The following is an 18,408-nucleotide window of genomic DNA, read 5'->3' on the forward strand; positions in this document are numbered from 1 at the left end:
CCCCGGCCACCGCAGGCCCGGCCTCGAAAGTGACTGGGCCGGAGCTCAGAGTGGTGGTCCGCCGTTCCCTGGGGGTGGGCCCCATGCCGAGCTCCCGGCTGTATGGAGGGGCGCCGTAGGCTTGTGAGCCATGAGTACGCGCCTGAGCACCGTGATCCTTCCGTACCGCCGCTGGCATGAGGGGGGCCGTGCCGCATGGCGGCGCGCGGAGGAGCTCGGGTTTCACACCGCATACACCTACGACCACCTCTCCTGGCGTTCGTTCCGTGACGGCCCGTGGTTCGGTGCGATCCCGACGCTGACGGCTGCGGCGGGCGTCACGGAGCAGATGCGCTTGGGTTCGCTCGTCACGTCGCCCAACTTCCGGCACCCGGTGACCCTCGCCAAGGAGCTGATCACGCTCGACGACGTCTCCGGCGGCCGGGTCACGCTCGGCGTCGGCGCGGGCGGCACCGGCTTCGACGCCACTGCGCTGGGCCAGGAGCCGTGGAGCCCGCGCGAGCGGGCCGACCGGTTCGCGGAGTTCGTGCAACTGCTCGACCGGCTGCTGAGCGAGGACTCGGTCTCGTACGAGGGCGACTTCTACTCCGCCCACGAGGCCCGCAACATCCCCGGCTGTGTGCAGCGCCCCCGGCTGCCGTTCGCGGTGGCCGCCACGGGCCCGCGCGGACTGCGGCTCGCCGCGCGCCACGGCCAGGCCTGGGTGACGACCGGCGACCCCAAGCTGTACGAGAACGGCACGTCCGAACAGTCGATTCAGGCCGTTCGCGGACAGGTCGAGAAGCTGTCCGACGCCTGCGCGGCGATCGGCCGGGACGTGACCACGATGGACAAGATCCTGCTCACCGGTTTCACCCCGGACCGCGGCCGCCCGCTTCAGTCGCTCGACGCGTTCGTGGACTTCGCCGGGCGCCACCGGGAGTTGGGCTTCACCGAGATCGTGGTGCACTGGCCGATCCCCGACTCCGACTTCGCCGCGGACGAGAAGGTCTTCGAGCAGATCGCCATGGAGGCACCGGCACAGCTGCGCTGAGCGCTACCCGGCCTGCGTCCTCGCGGCTCGACCGGTGATGGGCGAGACCGCGTGAGCGACACGCAGCTCTCCTGGGCGGGGCGTACGGTGCTCGTCAGTCGGGCCGTTGGGTGCGGTTCTCGTGGGCGAGGCCGTCCCGGCGGGAGGCCGTGTCCGGGCCGGTGGGGAGGACCAGGGCCCGCAGCGACACGGGGTCCGTCGGCCGGAGGGCCGTGGGATCCGGTGGCCGGCTGATCGACCCGATGTCCTGCCATCCCCAGGACAGGAAGGCGTCGTAGGCGGGAGCGTCGGTCGGGGCGACGAGGGTCGCCCCGAGCGAGGCGTGGTGGTCGGCGAGCAGCCGTTCCTGCAGCCGGCGGGCGAGGCTCCGGTCGTCGGTGTGGGGGTGTACGACGATCTCGGTGATGGCGAGGACATGTCCGGACGCGGTGAGCTGTTCGACGCTTTGCGGAAGGGTTCCGTCGAACCCGCTCCACCATGCTCCCTGGCGCGGAACGGGGAAGCCGTAGGCACACCCGGCGAGGGTCATGTCCTCCGCGACCAGCAGCGAGAATCCGAGTCGCCGGATGTCTCCGGTGAGCCGTCGCAGAAACGCCTCTCGGCCCCGGTACTCCTGACCCGGTCGTGCCTGAGTGGACTCCACGTACAGGTCGGCCAGGTCCTCCCGCACGGTCTCGGCCTGCCAGCGGTTCAGCTGGCGCAGGCGCGGCGCGTGGGCGGGAGTCCGGACGCCTCCCTCGCCTCGTGCCGACTTCGGGGAGAGCGGGGCGTTCACGGCGCACCGCCCGCGGAGGCGGGGACCCGGGGTGATCCGGGTGGTCGACCGGTGTGGAGCTCGTGGAGCAGGGCGCCCGAGTCGGTGGCCTTGATGATGCGGGCCGTGATCGGCGTCGGATGGTGCAGCCGGAGGCTCGTTCCGGCACCGGCCGAGTGCCGGGATGCCGTGAGGAAGGCGCTGAATCCGTCGGTGCCGCAGAAGGTGACCGCGGTGAGATCGACGTCGATGGTGCGGATGCCGTCGCGCAGGCATGCGGCCAGTGCGCCCCGCAGGAGCGGGGCGGTGGCGAGGCCGATCTCTCCGGCGAGGGTGATCGGGGCACGGGTGGCACGGTCGTGCCGGTAGACGTTCAGCTGGGGAAGGGGCATGGCTCCTCGGTTCGAAGTATCGGCCGTATCGGTTGTACTGGTCGTATCGGCCTTATCGGTCGCATCAGTCGTATCGGTCGTATCAGTCGGAGAATTCCGTGCGGCGGGGCCGGGCCGAGTCCGTGCGGCGTTCCGCGGCTCCGCGCCCGGCGGGCATCCTGTCCTGGAGAGGTGTTGTTTCCGGGCCAGGGCGGCCGGGACGCGGGAAGACCCCGGCTGTCCTGCGCGGTGTTGCGGCCGGGGTCATGGGCTGTGGACTGCGCTGTCGCTTCCGGCCTGTCGGATCGGTTCAGTGACGGGCCGGAAGAGCTTGACGGAGCAGTGCGCTCACCCCGCTCCCTTACGAGTGCGGCGCCGGGGGCGAAGCAGCCCGCGCCCGCGCACACGGTGATCACGGCGCCTGCCGGTGCCGCTCGCCCCCGCCCTGCCACGGGCCCTGCGCTGAACCGGCGAGGCCGGTCCAGGGACGGGCAGCCCGGAGCGGCCGTAGTGGAAAGCGGAAATGCCGTCGCCGTGCTGCGAGTTGAGCAGGTGGATGAGAAGCGCTCCGAAGGCGATCATCACCACGATCGCGGTCACGGTCACGAATGTCTCCATCGTCCTCACCACCCCGTCGAGTGGTGCGACAGCCCGGCGACCACCGTCGGGATCCGTGGGCGTGCGGCCGGATCGGGGGCCTCGTGTCCGCCTTCGGAGTCCCAGACCGCTTCCACGGCACAGTCTGCCTCGTACACCGTTCGCAGACTCGCGGCCTCCTCCATCAGTCGGCTCGCGGACGACGTGCCCTGCGGGGCGCTGGCGGCGGCCATCAGCCAGGCGGCCGAGTCGGGAGGCGTCTGCGGCGGCACCACCAGGAGGTTCCAGCGGCCCATCCGGTAGGAAAGCAGCAGCAGTTCGTGCGGATCCTGCTCGGCCAGGAACCAGCCCACCTTCACCACGTGCCCGGCGACGGGCACCTTGCGCGGGACAGTCGGCCAGTGGGTGGGGTTCACGGTGATCCGGGTGATCCGCCCCCACAGCGGGTCCAGTACGGCGGTCAGGGAGGGGAGTTCCGCCCCGAGATCGCGGCAGCGGGGCCACCAGGCGCCGTCCAGCAGAGCCGGTGCGGGACCGGCGGGAGCCAGCGACAGTCGGAGCAGGGGCGAAGAGTACGAAGAAGGCCGGTAGAACCGGTCCTCGGTTTCGGATGTCGGCGAGGAGGAGATGGTCGCAGTCATGACGCGGACCCTGCCCCGGGCCGGCTGCGACCGGCCCGGCATATTCGATCGCCGAAAACGACACGGGCATGGAAGCCGGTGCGCGAAATATCCTCGGTCATCCCATCGTACTCCCCGGTCAGGTCGAACGGACCGAACGGGCGACGGAGGAACAACCCCGTGCGTTCCTGCCGGAACCCGTCGCCTCTGAGGCAATCGCCAACTACGGGGGGACGTTCGACAATCCCGTCAATAACCGGAGAACAGGTCCGCCTCCCCCGCCTTCAGCAGTAGGTTGGCCCTACGGACGCCCCGGACCCCGGCCCTCTCCGTGAAGTGCCGTTCCGCGCAACAGAGGCCCTGCGCAAGGCGATAGCCCTCTTGTAGCTGGGGAGATGGGGCGATATGGGCCCGCATCCCGACGTGTTCGACGAGTGCCGCGTGGTCCGGGCCGGCGGTGAGCTGGACGTGACGACCGCGCCGGCCCTCGCGCGTGATCTGCAGGGCGCCCGCCGGGGCACCGGCCGAGTGTTCCTGATCGTCGATCTGAGCGGTGTGACGTTCATGGACGGAAGCGTCGTGGCACCCCTGTGCGCGGCGTGGCAGGACTGCCGCGGGCGGGGCGGATGGGTGCGCGTGGTCCATGCCCGGCCGGGACCGGCGCTGCTGTTGCGGGCCGCCGGTCTGAAGGAGCGGTTCCCGCGTTACGCCAGTGCCCAGGACGCCTGGCAGGGCGTACTCGCAGATCGTGCGGCTGCGGACAGGGACCCGTAATGTATGGCGCACGCCGGGCGGCGCCTCGCCCCGAAGCGCCCCGGCCGCCGCGGAACGGGGAACGGTGATCAGCGACGGCATGGCCGGCCTTCTGCGGTCACTGCGCGAGGGCGGCAGCGAGGACCCGGCGCGGGCCTGCGCGCGGGCGCTGCGCGCCGACGGTGTCGCGCTGTCGCTGCTGCTGAACGGCGGCCGGACGGCCGAACTGCTGTGGTGCCATCCCGAGCTGAGCGCGCGGTTCGAGGAACTCCAGTTCACGCTGGGCGAGGGGCCGGGGCCGGATGCGATCCGCACCGGATCACCCGTCCTGGAGCCGGATCTGGACCGGGTGCGCCCCGAGCGCTGGCCGACGTTGCTGCCTGCCGCGCGGGAGCTGGGCGTCCACGGTGTGTGCTGCTTCCCGCTGGGGATCGGGGCCATCCGGGTCGGCGTGCTGACCGTGCTGTGCGACGGCGACCGGCGGCTGGGCGAGCAGCAGTACGCGGACGCCACCGCCCTGACGGCCGCGCTGACCGGGGCCCTTCTGAACAAGCGTCCTGGTGACGGCCCGAACGGGGATGTTCCCGGACTCGGTGTGCTCCCGCAGTGGCCGTCGGGACTGCACCGCCCGGCCGTGCACCAGGCCACGGGAATGATCAGTGTCCAGCTGGGTGTGTCCATGGAGGAGGCGCTGCTGCGCCTGCGCGCCCACGCCTACGCCGGCGAGCGCCCCCTCGGCGAAGTCGCGGCGGACGTGGTCGCCCGCAGACTGCGCTTCGACAACGACCTCGACGACGATATGAGCGGGCCGTATTCGCCCGACGGTGGAAAGGGATGATCGGCATGGCCCGCGAACGACGTCTGGCCGAGATCTTCGTGGAGGTCGCTGACTCCCTCGTCGAGGACTTCGACGTCATCGACCTGCTGCAGCGGTTGTCAGCGCGCTGCGTGGAGCTGCTGGATGTGTCGGCGGCCGGGATCCTGCTCGTCGACGCGCACGGAGAGCTGCAGATCATCGCCGCGTCCGACGAGCACACCCGCCTGCTGGAGCTGTTCGCGCTCCAGCACGACCAGGGCCCGTGCGTGGAGTGCTACCGCACCGGCGCCGCCCGGACCAACATCGACCTGGCGCGGGCCGAGGCCACCGCCGACTGGTCGCGCTTTGCCGCACGGGCCCGCGAGACGGGGTACACCACCACCCACGCCATCCCGCTGCGCCTGCGCAGCCGGACCGTCGGCGCGCTCAACCTCTTCCAGACCACCCCGCACCGTCTCGGCGACGACGACATCGCGCTCGCCCAGGCCCTCGCCGACGTGGCCACGATCGCGATCCTCCAGCAGCGCACGCTGGAGCAGTCGCACGTCGAGAACAGCCAGCTGGAGACCGCGCTGACCAGCCGCGTCCTCATCGAGCAGGTCAAGGGCGTCCTGGCGGAACGCTGGGACGCCTCCGTCGACGACGCCTTCGCCGCGTTCCGGTCCTACGCCCGCGCCCGCCACCTGCGCCTGTCGGACCTCGCCGCACAGATCATCTCGGGCGCCTTCGACACCACCGCCATCCCGGCACCCGCACCGGTCCGGCCCGAGGAGCGCTCCGGCTGACCGGCGTCACCCTTGCGGACGTGCCCGCTCCGTGCCGGTGTCGATGAGGATCTGTGCGGCCTGTGACCCGCTGCCGGCGCGGACGGCCTCGGCCATGGCGGCGCGCGCGGCGTCGGGTGCCGCGTGCGGCGGGATCACGAGGAGGGAGAAGAGGTCCTGCTCGCCCCGGGTGACGAGGACGGTGTCGTCGCCGACCGCGGAGGAGTCGATGTGCACGACACGGCCGTCGACGGTCATCCGTGTCGGCAGCCCTTCCCAGGCGTCGGCGTCCAGGCCGACGCGCGTGATGGGCCCGAGGTGCTCGGTGAGTGCGGTGATCAGGCCGGGAAGCTCGGCGGCGATGTCGCGGGAACGCGGCCACCACGCACCGTCGAGCACTCCCCGCCGGTCGTGTGTCGTCTCCAGCCGGACGACGGCCGTCCCGGGCCGCACGGCCCGGTGCACGGCGTCCGGCAGCAGCCTGCTCACGCGCGCGGAGTCTGAGTCGGGCATGGCACTCGCCTGCCTACGAGGTACGGAGTGACTACCTCGTTTCACGGTACTCCGCGCAGCGCAGCAGCAGGAACGCCCGCCGGCCACACGCGGGGCCCGCGGGTCACCCCGGAATGGAGTGAAGGATCCGGTCCACTGATCCGTGTCCGAGGGGAGCGACGAGGTCGCCATGCAGCGCAGGAAGACACCCCCGGACGGACACGCCGAGGTCCGTGTCGTCGCCGCCTCGCCCGAGGTCGCCCGCCGGGTCGCGGAGTCCCTCCGCCACTGCTTCGCCGCCGCCGAGCAGCGCGGCGATCCCGCGGGCGCCGACGGCGGAACCCGCCTCGACCTCACCCGTGGCACCACCCGCGCGGCAGAACCCGTACGGTCCTGGCTGGAGACCAGCCGGTCCGCGGAGGACGACACCGTCACACGTGAGCCGGAGTCGGGGAACGGTCCGCCCGGCCCCTTCGGGGAGTAGCGTGAAGTCATCGGGAGCACTTCGCGCACCGGCCCCGATGCCGGTGCCGTTCCCGGTGAGCGACGACACCGGGCGACTGTGCTCGTACAGGGGTCCGGAGACGGGTTTGCGCGATGTCCGCGACCACCTCCCCTCATCCCCCGCTGCGGACCGTCCCGTTCAGGGCCCCGACCGCGCGCCTCGCGCTGAAATCCGAGAGCCTTTCCGCGGGATCCGCCGAGCTGGACGGCGCCTGGTGGCCTCGGTCGCGTGACCTGCCCGGCGAACTCGCCGCTCTGGCGGACGTGCTGGATCCGCTGTGGGGGAGGATCACCCGTATCGCGGGCACCCCCCGCAACTGTCCGATCCTCCCACCCAGGATCATCGTCAACGGCCATGTGGTGAAGGTCGGTTGGTTCACCTCCGAGCTGGACCCGCACGCGATCGTGCTGCTGTCCGGCACCGCAGGCCGCTGGAATCTCCTGGTGATCCCGCCGGAGACGGGCGCCGCCTCGGCCGCCCGGCTGATGGCCGCCGCGAGCGCGGACACCGGCCCACCGATGACCGCGACCGCGCTCATGACGGCCGAACGGGCCCACCCCGCGGCCCCGGCGGCCGGGATTGGCGGGGGCGGTGGTGTGCTTCTGCCCCACGGCCGGGACAAGCGGCGTGCCGTGGGGGTGTGACCGCCATGGTTACCGCCCTGGTCGTCAGCGGCCTGCTGATCCTGGCCGTCGCCACGACCCGCCTGGTCCACCGGTTCGAGGCGCCGGATCTGTCACGGCTGACCGTCCGCCGCGGCCGCCATGAGCGGTTCCGCGGCCTCCTCGGTCGCGTCCGGAGGCACTACCAGCAGGTCCCGGAGCCCTCGGCCGGACGTGAGCAGGACGATGGATTGCGGAGCTGATGCCGTCGGCACGACGCCGAGGGAGGGCGGCACGCCACCGAGCCGACCGCACGGGCGAATCCGCCGACGCTGTCCTTCGGTCGACTTGGTGGATCGTCCCACCTGTCACCGGCAGTGGTCGGGGACGGCGAGACGGAGGGGGAGAGCTTCCCTGCTCAGGATGCGACCGGCGAAAAGGCCTTGACCGAGGTGAACTTGCTCCCCTCCCGGCACGCTGGCCGGCGCGCGTCGTCCGATGCGGGAACAGGACCGAGCACGTTCATCGACGGTCGTGGCGGGCTGCGGTCGCGAGTGGTTCATCCCGCGGGGTCCGGCGGTCGGCGTCGTGCGGCGGATGAAAGGAGGAGCGCACTTCGCGGTGGACGTGGCTTGCCGGTCCCAAGCCGTGCAGTGCCTGGCCGACTTCCCGCCGGCCCCGTCCGTCGGACGTCGCGTCCAGCAAGGTGATCGTCGCACCGTCGATGTCGCCGGGGCGTAGATTCGCCAGCTCGGTCACGTCACGGACTCGTACACCGGCCGACACGGCCTGCGCGATCGCGGCCCTCACCGCGGGGGCGGATGCCCGGCCGGTGATCAGCAGCGCGTCGGACTGCGCCAGTGACGAGGCGACAACCGTGTGGAGGTCGTCCATGGTGTAGCACCATTCCTGTGGATGCTGGCCCCGCAGACGGGGACAGCGTCGGCGTAGTACCCGCAGGATCTCGGCCACCTGGGACGCGGCGGCACCGGGAGCGACGACGAATGCGAGGCGGTCGGGGTCGGTGACGGTGAGGCACTCCGCCTCCTGCGGCGTCCGTACCAGGACCGCGCTTTCTCCGAGGGCCTGCACCGGCCACGTCCCGGCGCCGGCGACCGGTCCTCCTACGACGACCACCTCGTCCCCCCGGTCCAGGAACCGGCGCAAGGCGCGCCGTGCGTTTCCGGGCGCAGGGCACGGGACGACGGTGGGACAACCGCACGGCTGCCATGAGCCGTGGGGACTGTCGGACGTCTGGGACGGCACCGGGGAACCCGGCGCCCGAGTGCCGTCGACAGCGCCTCCGGTCGTCGGCGCGATCACATACAGCACCCGGCGTGTGCGCAGCACACCTTGCCAGGACTCGATCTCTCGGCGTGCGAAGGCGATGGTGGCGGGGTCATGGCTGTTCACCGCGAGGGCGAGGCCGTGGTTTCCGCCGTCAGGTTTCTCGTAGGACACGGCGAAGACCGTGGTCGGCGCCTCCGGGAGGGTGTCCCGCAGGTCCGTGTCCGGTAAGGAGGGGCTGTCGGCGACGAGGCCCGCTTGCCGGGCGCGCGCGGTGAGAAGGTGGTGGGCCGGACAGTCGACCAGGCCGCGTGTGGGGTGCGTGAAGGATCTGGCCACTGCGAGCGTGCCCGGAGCGACGTGGAGGGTGGTGGAGTGGAGTACTTCGGAGCGGACGCTTCGGTTCATCTTCCTGAGCGGGGTCGCAGGAGCAGGCGGAGAGACAGGGGGCGCGGAGAGGGGCGCACCACCATCCAACCGGCCCGAATCGCCCTCTTTCTACCTGGAGTTCCCTATTTCACTCTGCCGGGGCAGTCCCGGGCGGAGGGGAGCCGCGCCCTGCGCGGGTCTCTCGGGGAACGTGTCCGGGACGGCGCGCCCTGCCGCTGTCACGACGGGCGCCGAGGCGCATCGCGCGTGTTCGCGCGAGGAGTGCCGCGGCGGCGGGGTGTGCGGCGTTGGGCCGAAGCCCGCAGGTCAGGGCCCGCAGCCGGTCGTCGGCACGGGCACTGTGTATGTGGGGGTGCGCATCGAGGAACTCGTGCCAGGTCAGGCATGCCTGGTCGAGGTGGCCGGCCGCCAGCTGGACCTCTGCCAGTTCGGCGAGGCCGAGGGCGCGGGAGCGACGTTCGTCGGCCGGACGGCATCGCAGGGACAGATCGAGCGCCCGGGCCGCCGCGCGGTTGTCCTTCATGCTCCTGGCCACGGCAGCGTGCTGAAGGGCCAGGGAGCCGTGATGGAAGACACCGACGGGTGAGACGCCGCTCGACCACCTTTCCAGGCAGCGTTCGGCCGCGGCCAGCAGGCGAGTGGACCGGGCGTCACCGACCCCCGCCTCGGTGACGGCCAACTGCCCCAGCAAGAAAGCCTGCTGGTGTGGTGGAACGTGACGTGCGCCGATGCGTACGGCGGCCTCGGCCAGGTGCCGGGCTTCGGCGAAGTGCCCCAGGGCGTGGGCCTGCACACTCAGCCCGCGCAGGCCGAGCGCGTGGCCGACCGGGTCGCCCGCCTCACGGGCCAGTTCGACGCTGGTGAGGTAGAGGCGTTGCGCGGCGGCATGGCGGTTCATGTCGAAGTGGGTGAACGCGCACAGGTAGGTGAGCTGAGCGGCCACCGAGAACAGCTCGCGTCGGACGGCGGGTTTCATGTCGCACCTGAGCCAGGGGAGCAGCGTGGTCGAGAGGTACTGGCGCAGCGGTTCGCGTACCGGTCCGGCGCCGAAGGAGGCGTCGGACCGGGAGAAGAGGGCGAGCAGTTCGCCGGCGGAGGTCACGTGGGCCGTGCCGACGCGGGTCGGCGGGTCGGCTGCGGAGGTGTGCGGCCTCGTACCGGACAAAGGCCCGTGCGATACGGCCAGCGCCGCGAGTGAGTAGGCGCCGGCGAGGGCGACGCTGCGCCGGTCGGTGTCGCGCAGTATCCGGTCGAGGTGTTCCACGGCACTCCCTTCGCCCGGCGGTGTCTCGACGCCGCGGTCGCGTCGTCCGGGGCCGAGCAGCCCAGTGTCCTCCGCTCGGACGGGTCTGCCGAGACGCCGGGAGAGGGCTTCCGCGACGAGGTCGGGGACGGGTGGCCGTGGGCGGCTGCCGGCCAGCCAGTGGGCGACCGTGGTGCGGTCGTAGTGGCGCGGGGTTCCCTGGGCGGCGCCCAGCGAGTTGACCTGGCGTGCCAGGTGGGCGCCGGTCCACCCGGCCTCGGCCAGAAGGAGACGCAGGGCCTGGTTCGGTGTACGGGGCGATCGCACGCTCCTCTTCCTGTCCCGCTCGGCCGTCCGTCAGTGCGGACGTTCAACACCCGCACGTGTTCAACAGGTTTGCCTCCCGCATAGGCGCTGGAAGCGCTTTCGGTCCGGCAGGCTCAGGGTGTGGCTTCGTTGGCGGCCGTGCACAGTGCGCACCGGTCGAGCACACCATGCAGCCGTACGCCCCTTGTGCACAGCTGACCTGTCCGATCGGGAGGGTGAGATGCACACCAGCCCCACGCATAGACCGACTCGTCCGTCCGACCGGCGGCGTTCCGTCCACCTGTTCCCAGGACAGGGGGACTTCTCCGTCAGCTCGCTGGTACGCGGTGCCCGCGCCGACGACGGCGTGCTGTCCGCCGTCCGTCAGGTCTTCCGGGAGGTCGACGACATCGCGGTCGAGCGGGGCCTGCCGCCGCTCGGTCCGTGGCTGCTGGGGCCGAGTCCGCCCAGTGGACGGGATCTGGCCCAGGCGGCCACGGGTGTTCCCCAACTCGCGCTGTTCGGCGCCTCGGTGGCGGTGCACCAGGCGTTGTGCGCCGCCCGGGGAGCGCCGTCGGCCGTCGTCGGGGTGAGCTTCGGCGAGATCGCCGCGCTCACCGCCGCCGGAGTCCTCACCGTCCACGACGGCGCACGCGCGGCCCATGACCTCGCACTCGTCCTCGCCTCCTGCCCCGGCGGGCTGACCCTGCTGTCCTGCTCGGAGGAGTCCGTCCGTCGTCTGCTGGAACGGGCCGGGGCGGTGGACGCGGTGGTGGCGGTGGTCAACGACGACCGGTCGGTGGTGGTCGCGGGCCCGGTGCCGGACCTGGTCCGGGTGGAGAAGACGGCCGCGGACGCGGACGTGGCCGCCGCACGGCTGCGCCTGCCGTTCTCCTCCCACCACCCCTCGCTCGCCTCCCAGTCCGAGGTGTTCGCCGCGTCGCTGCGTGCCCGCACCTGGTCCACGGCCCGCTTCCCCGTGTACTCCGCCGTGGCCGGGCGCCGCTACCGCCCGGACGACGACCTGGCACGGCGCCTGGCCGACTGCCTGGTGCGGTCCGCCCACGTACCCACCGTCCTGTACCAGGCGGCCCGGCACCGTCCGGACGTCCTCTTCGAAGCGGGCACGGGCCACGCCCTGGCCACCAGCGCCCGCAGGGTGCTGTCCACGGACAGCGCCCCGCCCGTCCACGCGCCTCTCGCGGAACCCGACTTCCCCTGGTGACCCCCGCTCCCCGACCTGGAGAACCAGCGATGCTCCTCGCGTCCCTGCCCGTGGCCACCCGTGACGAGATGCACCGGCTCCTCCACGGGACCTGTGACCCCTCCTTCCTCTCCGCACTGCACAAGGCGCTCGCCGACGACCACGGCCCTCATGCCGCGAAGGCCGGCGACGGCGGCGGACAACTGCTGCACCGCCTGCGGCTGCTGGGCGAGACGCTGCCTGCGGCGGACCGGCTCCTCGACGACCCGGCGCGACTGGCCGCCGTCCATGCCTGGGCCGCCGTCGCCGACCCGTCCCTGTGCCTGGCCGCCCTGGTCCACCACCTGCTCTGTCTGGGGTCCGTCGTCCAACTCGCCGACGGACGGGGCGAACACCTGGGACCGCGCATGGAGGCACTGCGCAAGGGCCGGGCCAAGGGTGTCTACCTGATCACCGAGGCCGGCCAGGCCAACAGCCACCTCGCGACGCGGACGCGCGCGGACCACGACCCGGCCACCGGCGAGTTCGTCCTGCACACACCGGACCCACAGGCCGCCAAGTTCGGCAGCGCCGGAACCCTGGACGTGCCGCAGACGGCCGTGGTGCTCGCGCGCGTGTTCACGGACGGCACGGACCGCGGGGTCTTCGCGTTCGTGGTCGACCTGACCGGTGACGACGGACTGCTGCCCGGCGTCGAGGTCTCCTCTCCGCTCGGGCTGGGAGCGCTTCCCCTCGACTACGTCCTGGTCCGCTTCCACCGGGTACGGGTGCCGTACGCCGGCTGGCTCGCCGACGGTGCGGGCATCGCGGGCGACGGCACGTTCCACGACCCGGCCGGATCGGGCGAGCGACGCCTGCAACGCACCCTGCGCGTGGGGCAGGGGCTGTGGGCGATCATGCCCGCGGTCGCGGCAGCGACCACACGCCAGGCGGCCGTACAGGCCGTCAACTACGCCCGGCAGCGCCGCACTCAGGGGCGACTGGCTCCCGGCGTCCCGTTGCTCGCGTACCGGACGCAGCAGCGCGCCGTACTGGGGGCGCTGGCCGACGCGTTCGCCCTGACGTGCGCCGCCGGCGGGGCACGCACCGTGTGGACGGAGTCCCTGTCGGTCCCCGCGGCCCCCGCCGGCGGCCGTGCGGGGGAGATGGGGTTCACCCCGTGGGCCGCCGTCAGCCGCCCGCTGGCCGCGTACAAGGCCGCGGCGGTCCGGCTGGCCGCCGAGGTCACGGCCGACTGCCGGCGCCGCTGCGGCTTCTCCGGGTACCTGGACGTGAACCGCCTGACGGCCTACCACGGCTTCCACCACGCCTTCGACGCGGCCGGCGGGGACAGCCAGCTCATCTTCTACGACATCGGCCGCTCCCTCACCGAAGAAGGCGGACCGGCACCGGGGGACACGCCGTCTCCGCCACCGGCCGCGTCCCCGCACTGGTGGCCCGCGATCGTCCGTCGGCATCGGGAACGTCTGACCCGGCACCTGTCGGAGCAACTGCGCGCCACGGACCCGAGCGCCCCGTTCGACGCCTGGAACCCGCTGCTGGAGGACGTCGGCCTGCTCGGCGAGGTCTACGCGAACGCGCTCATGGCCGACGACGTGATCCGGACCCTGGACGGGATACGCGATCACGACCTGGCACAGGCGCTGCGGCCGTTGGCCGCCCTGCACGGTGTCATGGCCGCCCGCCGCTGGTCCGGCTCACTGCTCGCCCACGGAACGCTCCACCCGGCGGATGTCCGCCGGCTGCCCGAGGTCGCCGACGAACTGTGCGACGCGGTCGCGCCCCACCTGCCGTTGCTGGTCGAGGCGTTCGCCCATCCCGCGGACATCGCGACCGCCCCTCTGGCCGCCGCCGACCACGACACCGCGCTGCGGGCCACGCTCACCTGGACCCGAGGAGGTACGGAATGACGGGCGAACGCCGTATAGGAGTGCTCGGCATGGGCACCCATCTGCCGCCCACGGTGCGCACCAACGCCGAGGTCGCCGAGGCCGCCGGCGTGACGGCGGAGTGGATCGGTGAGCGCACCGGGGTCCTCAAACGCCATGTGGCCGGCCCGGACGAGGCGGCCTCCGATCTGGCGGCGCACGCGGTCCGGTCGGCGGCCGAGGCGGCCGGCATCGACGTCGCCGACATCGGCCTGCTGGTCTGCGGCACCTCGACCCCGGACGAACTCGGCCCGTCGACCGCCTGCCGGATCCAGACCCTGGTGGGCGCCTCCCGCGCGGTCGCCCTCGACGTCAGCGCCGCCTGCTCGGGCTGGCTGTTCGCGGCCAAGGTGGCGCACGACTGGCTGCGGGGCACCGAGGAGATCCGGTACGCGGCGGTGGTGGGCGTCGAGGCGTACTCGAAGTTCCTCGACCCGGCCGACCGGGGCACCGCCGTCCTGTTCGCCGACGGAGCCGCCGCCGCCGTCCTCGGGCCGGTGCCCGACTCCCAGGGGTTCACGCGGTTCAGCCTCGGCTCCGACGGCGCCCTCGCCGACCGCGTCCTGATCCCGGCGGGCGGCAGCCGCCTCCCGGCCAGCGCGGCCACACTCGCCGGCCACGGTCACTGCATCCGCATGGACGGCCGCACCATCAGCCGGTTCATCACCGACGTCTTCCCCCGACTCATCACCGACGCCCTCGACCGCGGCGGGCTGGGCATCCAGGACGTCGACTGCTTCGTCGCCCACCAGCCCAATCCCGTACTGCTGCGACGTATCGGCGCCGACCTCGGCATCCCGGCCGACCGTCTGGTCGTCGTCGGCGACGAGGTCGGCAACATCGGTGCCGCCAGCACGCCGTACGCCCTCGCCCACGCCGCGGCCCGTCGGCGGCTGCGGCCCGGCGACCGCGTCCTCCTGGCTGTCTTCGGCGCCGGCATGACCTGGGGCAGCGCGCTCCTCACCTGGAGCGGCGCACCCGCCCTCACCCCGCAGACGACCGCCGTACCCGCATCCGCCACCGGAACCCGCACCGCGCGGCGGCCCGAACCCGAAGGAGTCCCTCGATGAACGCCATGGACCTGTTCCGCCTGGACGGCGCACGCGCGCTGGTGACCGGCGCCTCCCGGGGCATCGGCAAAGCCGTCGCCGAGGCCCTGGCCGACGCCGGCTGCGATCTGGCGGTGACCGCCCGGACGCTGCCCGCCCTCGACGACACCGTACGGGCCGTGGAGGACCGGGGCCGCAAGGCCGTGGCCCTCGAAGGGGACCTCGCCGAGCCGGGCGTCGCGGCCGACCTCGCCGAGGCGGCGGCCGCCGCGCTGGGCGGGCTGGACGTCGTCGTCCACAACGCGGGCACCCTCCCGACGGCCGAGGACGGCAGCCCTCTGCTGACACCGCTCCAGCACGCCCGCCAGCAGGACTGGGACACCGTCGTCACCGTCAACCTCAACGCCACCGCCGCCCTGTGCCGGGCCGCCCACCCCCACCTGGCCGGCTCCGGCCGCGCCAGCCTGGTCCTGATGTCCTCCGTCGCCGGACTCGTCGGCACCCCCATGATGGAGGCGTACGCCGCCACCAAGGCGGCCCAGCTCTCCCTCGCCCGCAGCCTCGCGGTCGGCTGGGCGCGTCAGGGCATCCGCGTCAACGCCCTGTGCCCCGGCTGGACCCGCACGGACATGACCGCCTTCGCCAGCGCGGCCGGCCCGCTCTCGGACTGGCTCACCAGTCATGTCCCGCTCGGCCGGTGGGCCACCGTGGACGAAGTGGTCGGCGCCACGCTCTTCCTCGCCTCCCCGGCCTCGTCGTTCGTGACCGGGCACGCGCTCGTCGTCGACGGCGGCCTGGCCGTACCCGACGGCGGCCTGGCCGGCCACCCCAAGCCCCCCTCGCCGTTCGCCGCCGCATGAACACCCACGAGAGGACCTCCGCGCACCCGGCTCCCACCGCCGCTGTCATCACCGGAATCGGAGCCTGTCTCCCGCCGCGCGTGGTCGACAACGACACGGTCGTCGCGCGCGGGGCCCTGCGCACGGACGACACCTGGATCCGCGACCGCACGGGCATCGCACTGCGCCGTCACGCCGACCCCGGCACCAGCACCGGCGACCTGGCCGTCGGCGCGGGCCGGGCGGCGCTCGCCTCCGCCGGAGACACCCGTGCCGAGATGCTCCTGCTGGCCACCAGCACACCCGACCACCCCTGCCCCGCCACCGCGCCCGCGGTCGCCCACCGGCTGGGGCTGGGGACCATCCCCGCGTTCGACATCTCCGCCGTCTGCTCCGGTTTCCTGTACGCGCTCGCCACGGCGGCGGCCCTCGTGCGCAGCGCCACCTGCTCGGCGGTCCTGGTGATCGCCGCCGACACCTACACCACCATCGTCGATCCCGCGGACCGGGAGACCGCGCCGATCTTCGGCGACGGCGCCGGAGCCGTCCTGGTGCGGCAGGGCACCCCGGACGAACCAGGAGCCGTCACCGCCGTCGACCTCGGAGCCGACGGCGGCGGCAGCGACCTCATCACCGTCCCCTACGGCGGATCCCGCCATCCGCACCATCTGCCGCCACCCGAACCGGCCGCCCGCTACTTCCACATGCGGGGCCGCGCGGTCTACGCCCACGCGGTCCGCCGGATGACCCAGTCCGCGGGCGACGTCCTGCGCCGGGCCGACTGGGCGCCGGACACCGTCCGGGCCTTCGTCGGCCACCAGGCCAACCAGCGCATCCTGGACTCGGTGGCCGACCGCCTGGGCATCGCGCCCGCCCACCGGTTCGGCAACATCGCCGAACTCGGCAACACGGCCGCCGCCTCCATCCCCCTGGTCCTGGCCGACCCCGCCGTCCACCAGACCGTCGCACCCGGCGCGCGGTCCCTGCTGACCGCCTTCGGCGGTGGACTGACCTGGGCCTCCGTCGCGCTGAACTGGCCCGCCGCCGTCCCCCGGTCCGAAGCACCGCCCGCCGGCCTGGACACCACCCCCCTGTGCACGCCCGACCTCTCAAGGAGCCACCCGTGGACCGCGTCTACGACCGCCTCGTGACCCTCCTCACCGACAAGTTCGAGGTCGCCCCCGAACGCATCGGCCCCGAAGCCACCCTCGACGACCTGGAACTGGACTCCCTCGCCGTGGTGGAGTTGTACGTCACGCTCCAGGAGGAGTGGAGTATCCCGCTCGACGACTCCGCCGCCCGTGCCGATCTCACCGTCGCCGAGGTGGCCCGGTCGGTGACCGCGCTTCTGGACGAACCGGCATCCGCGTCCGGGCGCGAGGCCGTGCAGTGAGTGACACGATCGCCGTCACCGGCATCGGCCTGGTGACACCCGCCGGTGTCGGAACCGAACCCACCTGGAAAGCCGTGTGCGCGGGCAGCCCCACCGCACAGTCCGACCCCACCCTCGGCGGCGGCCCGGTGACCATGTCCTGCCGGGTACCGCCCCTGGCACCCGGACCGGGACGGCTCTGGCGCTTCGACCCCGGCACCCGCTTCCTGCTCACCGCCGCCCGGGAAGCCCTCGACACGGCCCGTCTGCACCCCGGCGCATGGGATCCCGCACGCGTGGCCGTGGTCGTGGGCACCGCCGCGGGCGGCATCGGCACCCTCGAAACCCAGCACCGCAAACTGCTCACCACCGGCCCCGGCGTCGTCTCGCCCATGACGCTGCCCGCGTTCCTCCCCAACATGACCGCCGGCCATCTCGCCCTCGAACTCGGCGTCACCGGCCCTTCGCTGCAGACCTCCACCGCCTGCGCCTCGGGGGCCACCGCCCTCATCACCGCCTGTCTGCTCCTGCGGTCCGGGGCCTGCGACATCGCCCTCGCGGGCGGCACCGACGCCATGGTCACCCCGCTGTGCGCCGCCGCCTTCGCCAAGATGGGTGCCCTGTCCCAGCGGAACCACGATCCCGCCGGCGCCTCACGCCCCTTCGACAAGGACCGCGACGGCTTCGTCCTCGGCGAGGGGTGCGGGATGCTCGTCCTGGAACGCGGGCGGCACGCCACCGCCCGCGCGATCCGCCCGCTGGCCCTTCTCGCCGGCCACGGCAGTACCAGCGACGCTCACCACCCCACGGCACCGCACCCCGAAGGGGCAGGGCTGCGCGCCGCGACCACGGCCGCCCTGGCCGGGACGGGCGCCGGTCCCGACGACGTCGACCACATCAACGCCCACGGCACCGGCACCGCGCTCAACGACGCCGTGGAAGCCACCACGATCCGCGAGCTCTACCACCGCCGACCGCCATCGGTCACGTCCGCCAAGGGAACCCTGGGACACACCATGGGGGCCGCGGGTGCCGTCGAGGCCGCCCTCACGGTACTGACCGTCGCCCACGGCACCGTGCCGCCCACCGCCAACTTCACCGCACCCGACGACACCACCACCGGCATCGACGTCGTGACCGCGGCCGGCCGCTCCCAACCCGTGCGTCTGGCCCTCAGCCACTCCCTGGGCTTCGGCGGACACAACACGGTCCTGGCCTTCGCGGCGCCCTGACCAGCAGGGCACCGCCGGCCCCCACCGACGCCGGCCGGGGCGGGGTGCGGGACGCCTTCGCGATCGAGATCACCGACTGAGTCCGGGCGCGGCCGGGGCGCTGCGGCGCCCTCCCCGACCGGGGCACGCTGCCCGAGGCCTCGATTGACCAGGTCGCCGACGGTGTGGCGGTCGCCGTTGTCCTTCCGCTCTGCGGCGCCTGAGTGGCGCACAGCGGCCGTATCCGCACTTCCTCCCGGCCCGGCTCGTC

20 protein-coding genes are annotated in these 18,408 nt (G+C 73.0%); 14 read left to right on the forward strand and 6 right to left on the reverse strand.

Translation table 11 applies throughout. The features are described 5' to 3' along the window. The first annotated feature begins 130 nt into the window (after window positions 1-130). Window positions 131-1,033 (forward strand): LLM class flavin-dependent oxidoreductase, encoded by a 903-nt coding sequence (locus ICC28_RS20030; protein WP_188290007.1) that lies wholly within the window; start codon window positions 131-133, stop codon window positions 1,031-1,033. A gap of 94 nt (window positions 1,034-1,127) precedes the next feature. Here ICC28_RS20030 and ICC28_RS20035 read toward each other — a convergent pair whose 3' ends face one another. The 3 genes from ICC28_RS20035 to ICC28_RS20045 form a co-directional block, all read right to left on the reverse strand. Next, window positions 1,128-1,808, reverse strand: a complete 681-nt coding sequence (locus tag ICC28_RS20035; RefSeq protein ID WP_317454048.1) for a hypothetical protein — start codon at window positions 1,806-1,808, stop codon at window positions 1,128-1,130. Further along, window positions 1,805-2,179 (reverse strand): STAS domain-containing protein, encoded by a 375-nt coding sequence (locus ICC28_RS20040; protein ID WP_188290008.1) that lies wholly within the window; start codon window positions 2,177-2,179, stop codon window positions 1,805-1,807. Before ICC28_RS20040 ends, ICC28_RS20035 begins: the two co-directional genes overlap by 4 nt. Window positions 2,180-2,781: 602 nt before the next feature. Beyond that, the gene (locus tag ICC28_RS20045; RefSeq protein WP_188290009.1) at window positions 2,782-3,396 is read right to left on the reverse strand and encodes a DUF5994 family protein; all 615 of its coding nucleotides are present in this window, start codon (window positions 3,394-3,396) and stop codon (window positions 2,782-2,784) included. A 384-nt stretch (window positions 3,397-3,780) separates the two neighbouring features. On the opposite strand from ICC28_RS20045, the gene ICC28_RS20050 reads away from it, so the two are divergent. The 3 genes from ICC28_RS20050 to ICC28_RS20060 all read left to right on the forward strand — a co-directional run bounded on the left by ICC28_RS20050 (window position 3,781) and on the right by ICC28_RS20060 (window position 5,730). Then, entirely contained in the window at window positions 3,781-4,149 is a 369-nt protein-coding gene (locus ICC28_RS20050) for an STAS domain-containing protein (RefSeq protein ID WP_188290010.1), read from the forward strand. 79 nt (window positions 4,150-4,228) lie between these two features. Beyond that, window positions 4,229-4,966 (forward strand): ANTAR domain-containing protein, encoded by a 738-nt coding sequence (locus ICC28_RS20055; RefSeq protein WP_223189147.1) that lies wholly within the window; start codon window positions 4,229-4,231, stop codon window positions 4,964-4,966. After that, window positions 4,963-5,730 (forward strand): GAF and ANTAR domain-containing protein, encoded by a 768-nt coding sequence (locus ICC28_RS20060; protein ID WP_188290012.1) that lies wholly within the window; start codon window positions 4,963-4,965, stop codon window positions 5,728-5,730. Before ICC28_RS20055 ends, ICC28_RS20060 begins: the two co-directional genes overlap by 4 nt. Window positions 5,731-5,736: 6 nt before the next feature. On the opposite strand, the gene ICC28_RS20065 is transcribed toward ICC28_RS20060, so the two are convergent. Next, window positions 5,737-6,222 carry a DUF5994 family protein gene (locus ICC28_RS20065; protein ID WP_188290013.1) on the reverse strand — a complete coding sequence of 162 codons (486 nt, stop codon included), beginning with the start codon at window positions 6,220-6,222 and terminating at the stop codon, window positions 5,737-5,739. 142 nt (window positions 6,223-6,364) lie between these two features. Here ICC28_RS20065 and ICC28_RS20070 point away from each other — a divergent pair, with 142 nt between their 5' ends. From ICC28_RS20070 to ICC28_RS41540, 3 genes are all read left to right on the forward strand, one after another. Then, on the forward strand, window positions 6,365-6,685 hold the full coding sequence (locus ICC28_RS20070) for a hypothetical protein (protein ID WP_411158613.1): 321 nt from the start codon (window positions 6,365-6,367) through the stop codon (window positions 6,683-6,685). 113 nt (window positions 6,686-6,798) lie between these two features. Then, a complete protein-coding gene (locus tag ICC28_RS20075; RefSeq protein WP_188290014.1) occupies window positions 6,799-7,350 on the forward strand; it encodes a DUF5994 family protein in 552 nt (183 codons plus the stop codon). Continuing rightward, the gene (locus ICC28_RS41540) at window positions 7,347-7,571 is read left to right on the forward strand and encodes a hypothetical protein (protein WP_188290015.1); all 225 of its coding nucleotides are present in this window, start codon (window positions 7,347-7,349) and stop codon (window positions 7,569-7,571) included. The genes ICC28_RS20075 and ICC28_RS41540 overlap by 4 nt, the downstream gene beginning before the upstream one ends. Before the next feature lie 259 nt (window positions 7,572-7,830). On the opposite strand, the gene ICC28_RS20085 is transcribed toward ICC28_RS41540, so the two are convergent. Both ICC28_RS20085 and ICC28_RS20090 read right to left on the reverse strand, forming a co-directional pair. Then, complete coding sequence (locus ICC28_RS20085; protein ID WP_188290016.1) at window positions 7,831-9,003, reverse strand: 4-hydroxy-3-methylbut-2-enyl diphosphate reductase; 1,173 nt, start codon at window positions 9,001-9,003, stop codon at window positions 7,831-7,833. A 109-nt stretch (window positions 9,004-9,112) separates the two neighbouring features. Next, a complete protein-coding gene (locus tag ICC28_RS20090; protein WP_317454050.1) occupies window positions 9,113-10,555 on the reverse strand; it encodes a hypothetical protein in 1,443 nt (480 codons plus the stop codon). Window positions 10,556-10,775: 220 nt separating this feature from the next. On the opposite strand from ICC28_RS20090, the gene ICC28_RS20095 reads away from it, so the two are divergent. The 7 genes from ICC28_RS20095 to ICC28_RS20125 are packed head-to-tail and all read left to right on the forward strand — an operon-like array spanning window position 10,776 to window position 18,158. Next, a complete protein-coding gene (locus tag ICC28_RS20095) occupies window positions 10,776-11,759 on the forward strand; it encodes an acyltransferase domain-containing protein (RefSeq protein ID WP_188290017.1) in 984 nt (327 codons plus the stop codon). Window positions 11,760-11,788: 29 nt separating this feature from the next. Then, window positions 11,789-13,648: an acyl-CoA dehydrogenase gene (locus ICC28_RS20100; protein ID WP_188290018.1), complete on the forward strand. Its 1,860-nt coding sequence runs from the start codon at window positions 11,789-11,791 to the stop codon at window positions 13,646-13,648. Further along, window positions 13,645-14,736, forward strand: a complete 1,092-nt coding sequence (locus ICC28_RS20105) for a 3-oxoacyl-ACP synthase III family protein (RefSeq protein ID WP_188290019.1) — start codon at window positions 13,645-13,647, stop codon at window positions 14,734-14,736. The genes ICC28_RS20100 and ICC28_RS20105 overlap by 4 nt, the downstream gene beginning before the upstream one ends. Next, the gene (locus ICC28_RS20110) at window positions 14,733-15,575 is read left to right on the forward strand and encodes an SDR family NAD(P)-dependent oxidoreductase (protein ID WP_188290020.1); all 843 of its coding nucleotides are present in this window, start codon (window positions 14,733-14,735) and stop codon (window positions 15,573-15,575) included. The genes ICC28_RS20105 and ICC28_RS20110 overlap by 4 nt, the downstream gene beginning before the upstream one ends. Next, window positions 15,572-16,705: a beta-ketoacyl-ACP synthase 3 gene (locus tag ICC28_RS20115; RefSeq protein WP_188290021.1), complete on the forward strand. Its 1,134-nt coding sequence runs from the start codon at window positions 15,572-15,574 to the stop codon at window positions 16,703-16,705. The genes ICC28_RS20110 and ICC28_RS20115 overlap by 4 nt, the downstream gene beginning before the upstream one ends. Then, entirely contained in the window at window positions 16,678-16,947 is a 270-nt protein-coding gene (locus ICC28_RS20120; protein WP_188290022.1) for an acyl carrier protein, read from the forward strand. Before ICC28_RS20115 ends, ICC28_RS20120 begins: the two co-directional genes overlap by 28 nt. Continuing rightward, window positions 16,944-18,158 (forward strand): beta-ketoacyl-[acyl-carrier-protein] synthase family protein, encoded by a 1,215-nt coding sequence (locus ICC28_RS20125; protein ID WP_188290023.1) that lies wholly within the window; start codon window positions 16,944-16,946, stop codon window positions 18,156-18,158. Before ICC28_RS20120 ends, ICC28_RS20125 begins: the two co-directional genes overlap by 4 nt. Window positions 18,159-18,408: the final 250 nt, after the last annotated feature.

This window comes from Streptomyces sp. TRM68416, from assembly GCF_014596915.1.
GTDB lineage: Bacteria > Actinomycetota > Actinomycetes > Streptomycetales > Streptomycetaceae > Streptomyces.

Excerpts from the sequence above, each read along its gene's own strand:
- ICC28_RS20030 (WP_188290007.1), top strand. The coding sequence starts at position 131 with ATGAGTACGCGCCTGAGCACCGTGATCCTTCCGTACCGCCGCTGGCAT.
- ICC28_RS20040 (WP_188290008.1), bottom strand. The coding sequence starts at position 2,179 with ATGCCCCTTCCCCAGCTGAACGTCTACCGGCACGACCGTGCCACCCGT.
- ICC28_RS20045 (WP_188290009.1), bottom strand. The coding sequence starts at position 3,396 with ATGACTGCGACCATCTCCTCCTCGCCGACATCCGAAACCGAGGACCGG.
- ICC28_RS20050 (WP_188290010.1), top strand. The coding sequence starts at position 3,781 with ATGGGCCCGCATCCCGACGTGTTCGACGAGTGCCGCGTGGTCCGGGCC.
- ICC28_RS20055 (WP_223189147.1), top strand. The coding sequence starts at position 4,229 with ATGGCCGGCCTTCTGCGGTCACTGCGCGAGGGCGGCAGCGAGGACCCG.
- ICC28_RS20060 (WP_188290012.1), top strand. The coding sequence starts at position 4,963 with ATGATCGGCATGGCCCGCGAACGACGTCTGGCCGAGATCTTCGTGGAG.
- ICC28_RS20065 (WP_188290013.1), bottom strand. The coding sequence starts at position 6,222 with ATGCCCGACTCAGACTCCGCGCGCGTGAGCAGGCTGCTGCCGGACGCC.
- ICC28_RS20075 (WP_188290014.1), top strand. The coding sequence starts at position 6,799 with ATGTCCGCGACCACCTCCCCTCATCCCCCGCTGCGGACCGTCCCGTTC.
- ICC28_RS20085 (WP_188290016.1), bottom strand. The coding sequence starts at position 9,003 with ATGAACCGAAGCGTCCGCTCCGAAGTACTCCACTCCACCACCCTCCAC.
- ICC28_RS20095 (WP_188290017.1), top strand. The coding sequence starts at position 10,776 with ATGCACACCAGCCCCACGCATAGACCGACTCGTCCGTCCGACCGGCGG.
- ICC28_RS20100 (WP_188290018.1), top strand. The coding sequence starts at position 11,789 with ATGCTCCTCGCGTCCCTGCCCGTGGCCACCCGTGACGAGATGCACCGG.
- ICC28_RS20105 (WP_188290019.1), top strand. The coding sequence starts at position 13,645 with ATGACGGGCGAACGCCGTATAGGAGTGCTCGGCATGGGCACCCATCTG.
- ICC28_RS20110 (WP_188290020.1), top strand. The coding sequence starts at position 14,733 with ATGAACGCCATGGACCTGTTCCGCCTGGACGGCGCACGCGCGCTGGTG.
- ICC28_RS20115 (WP_188290021.1), top strand. The coding sequence starts at position 15,572 with ATGAACACCCACGAGAGGACCTCCGCGCACCCGGCTCCCACCGCCGCT.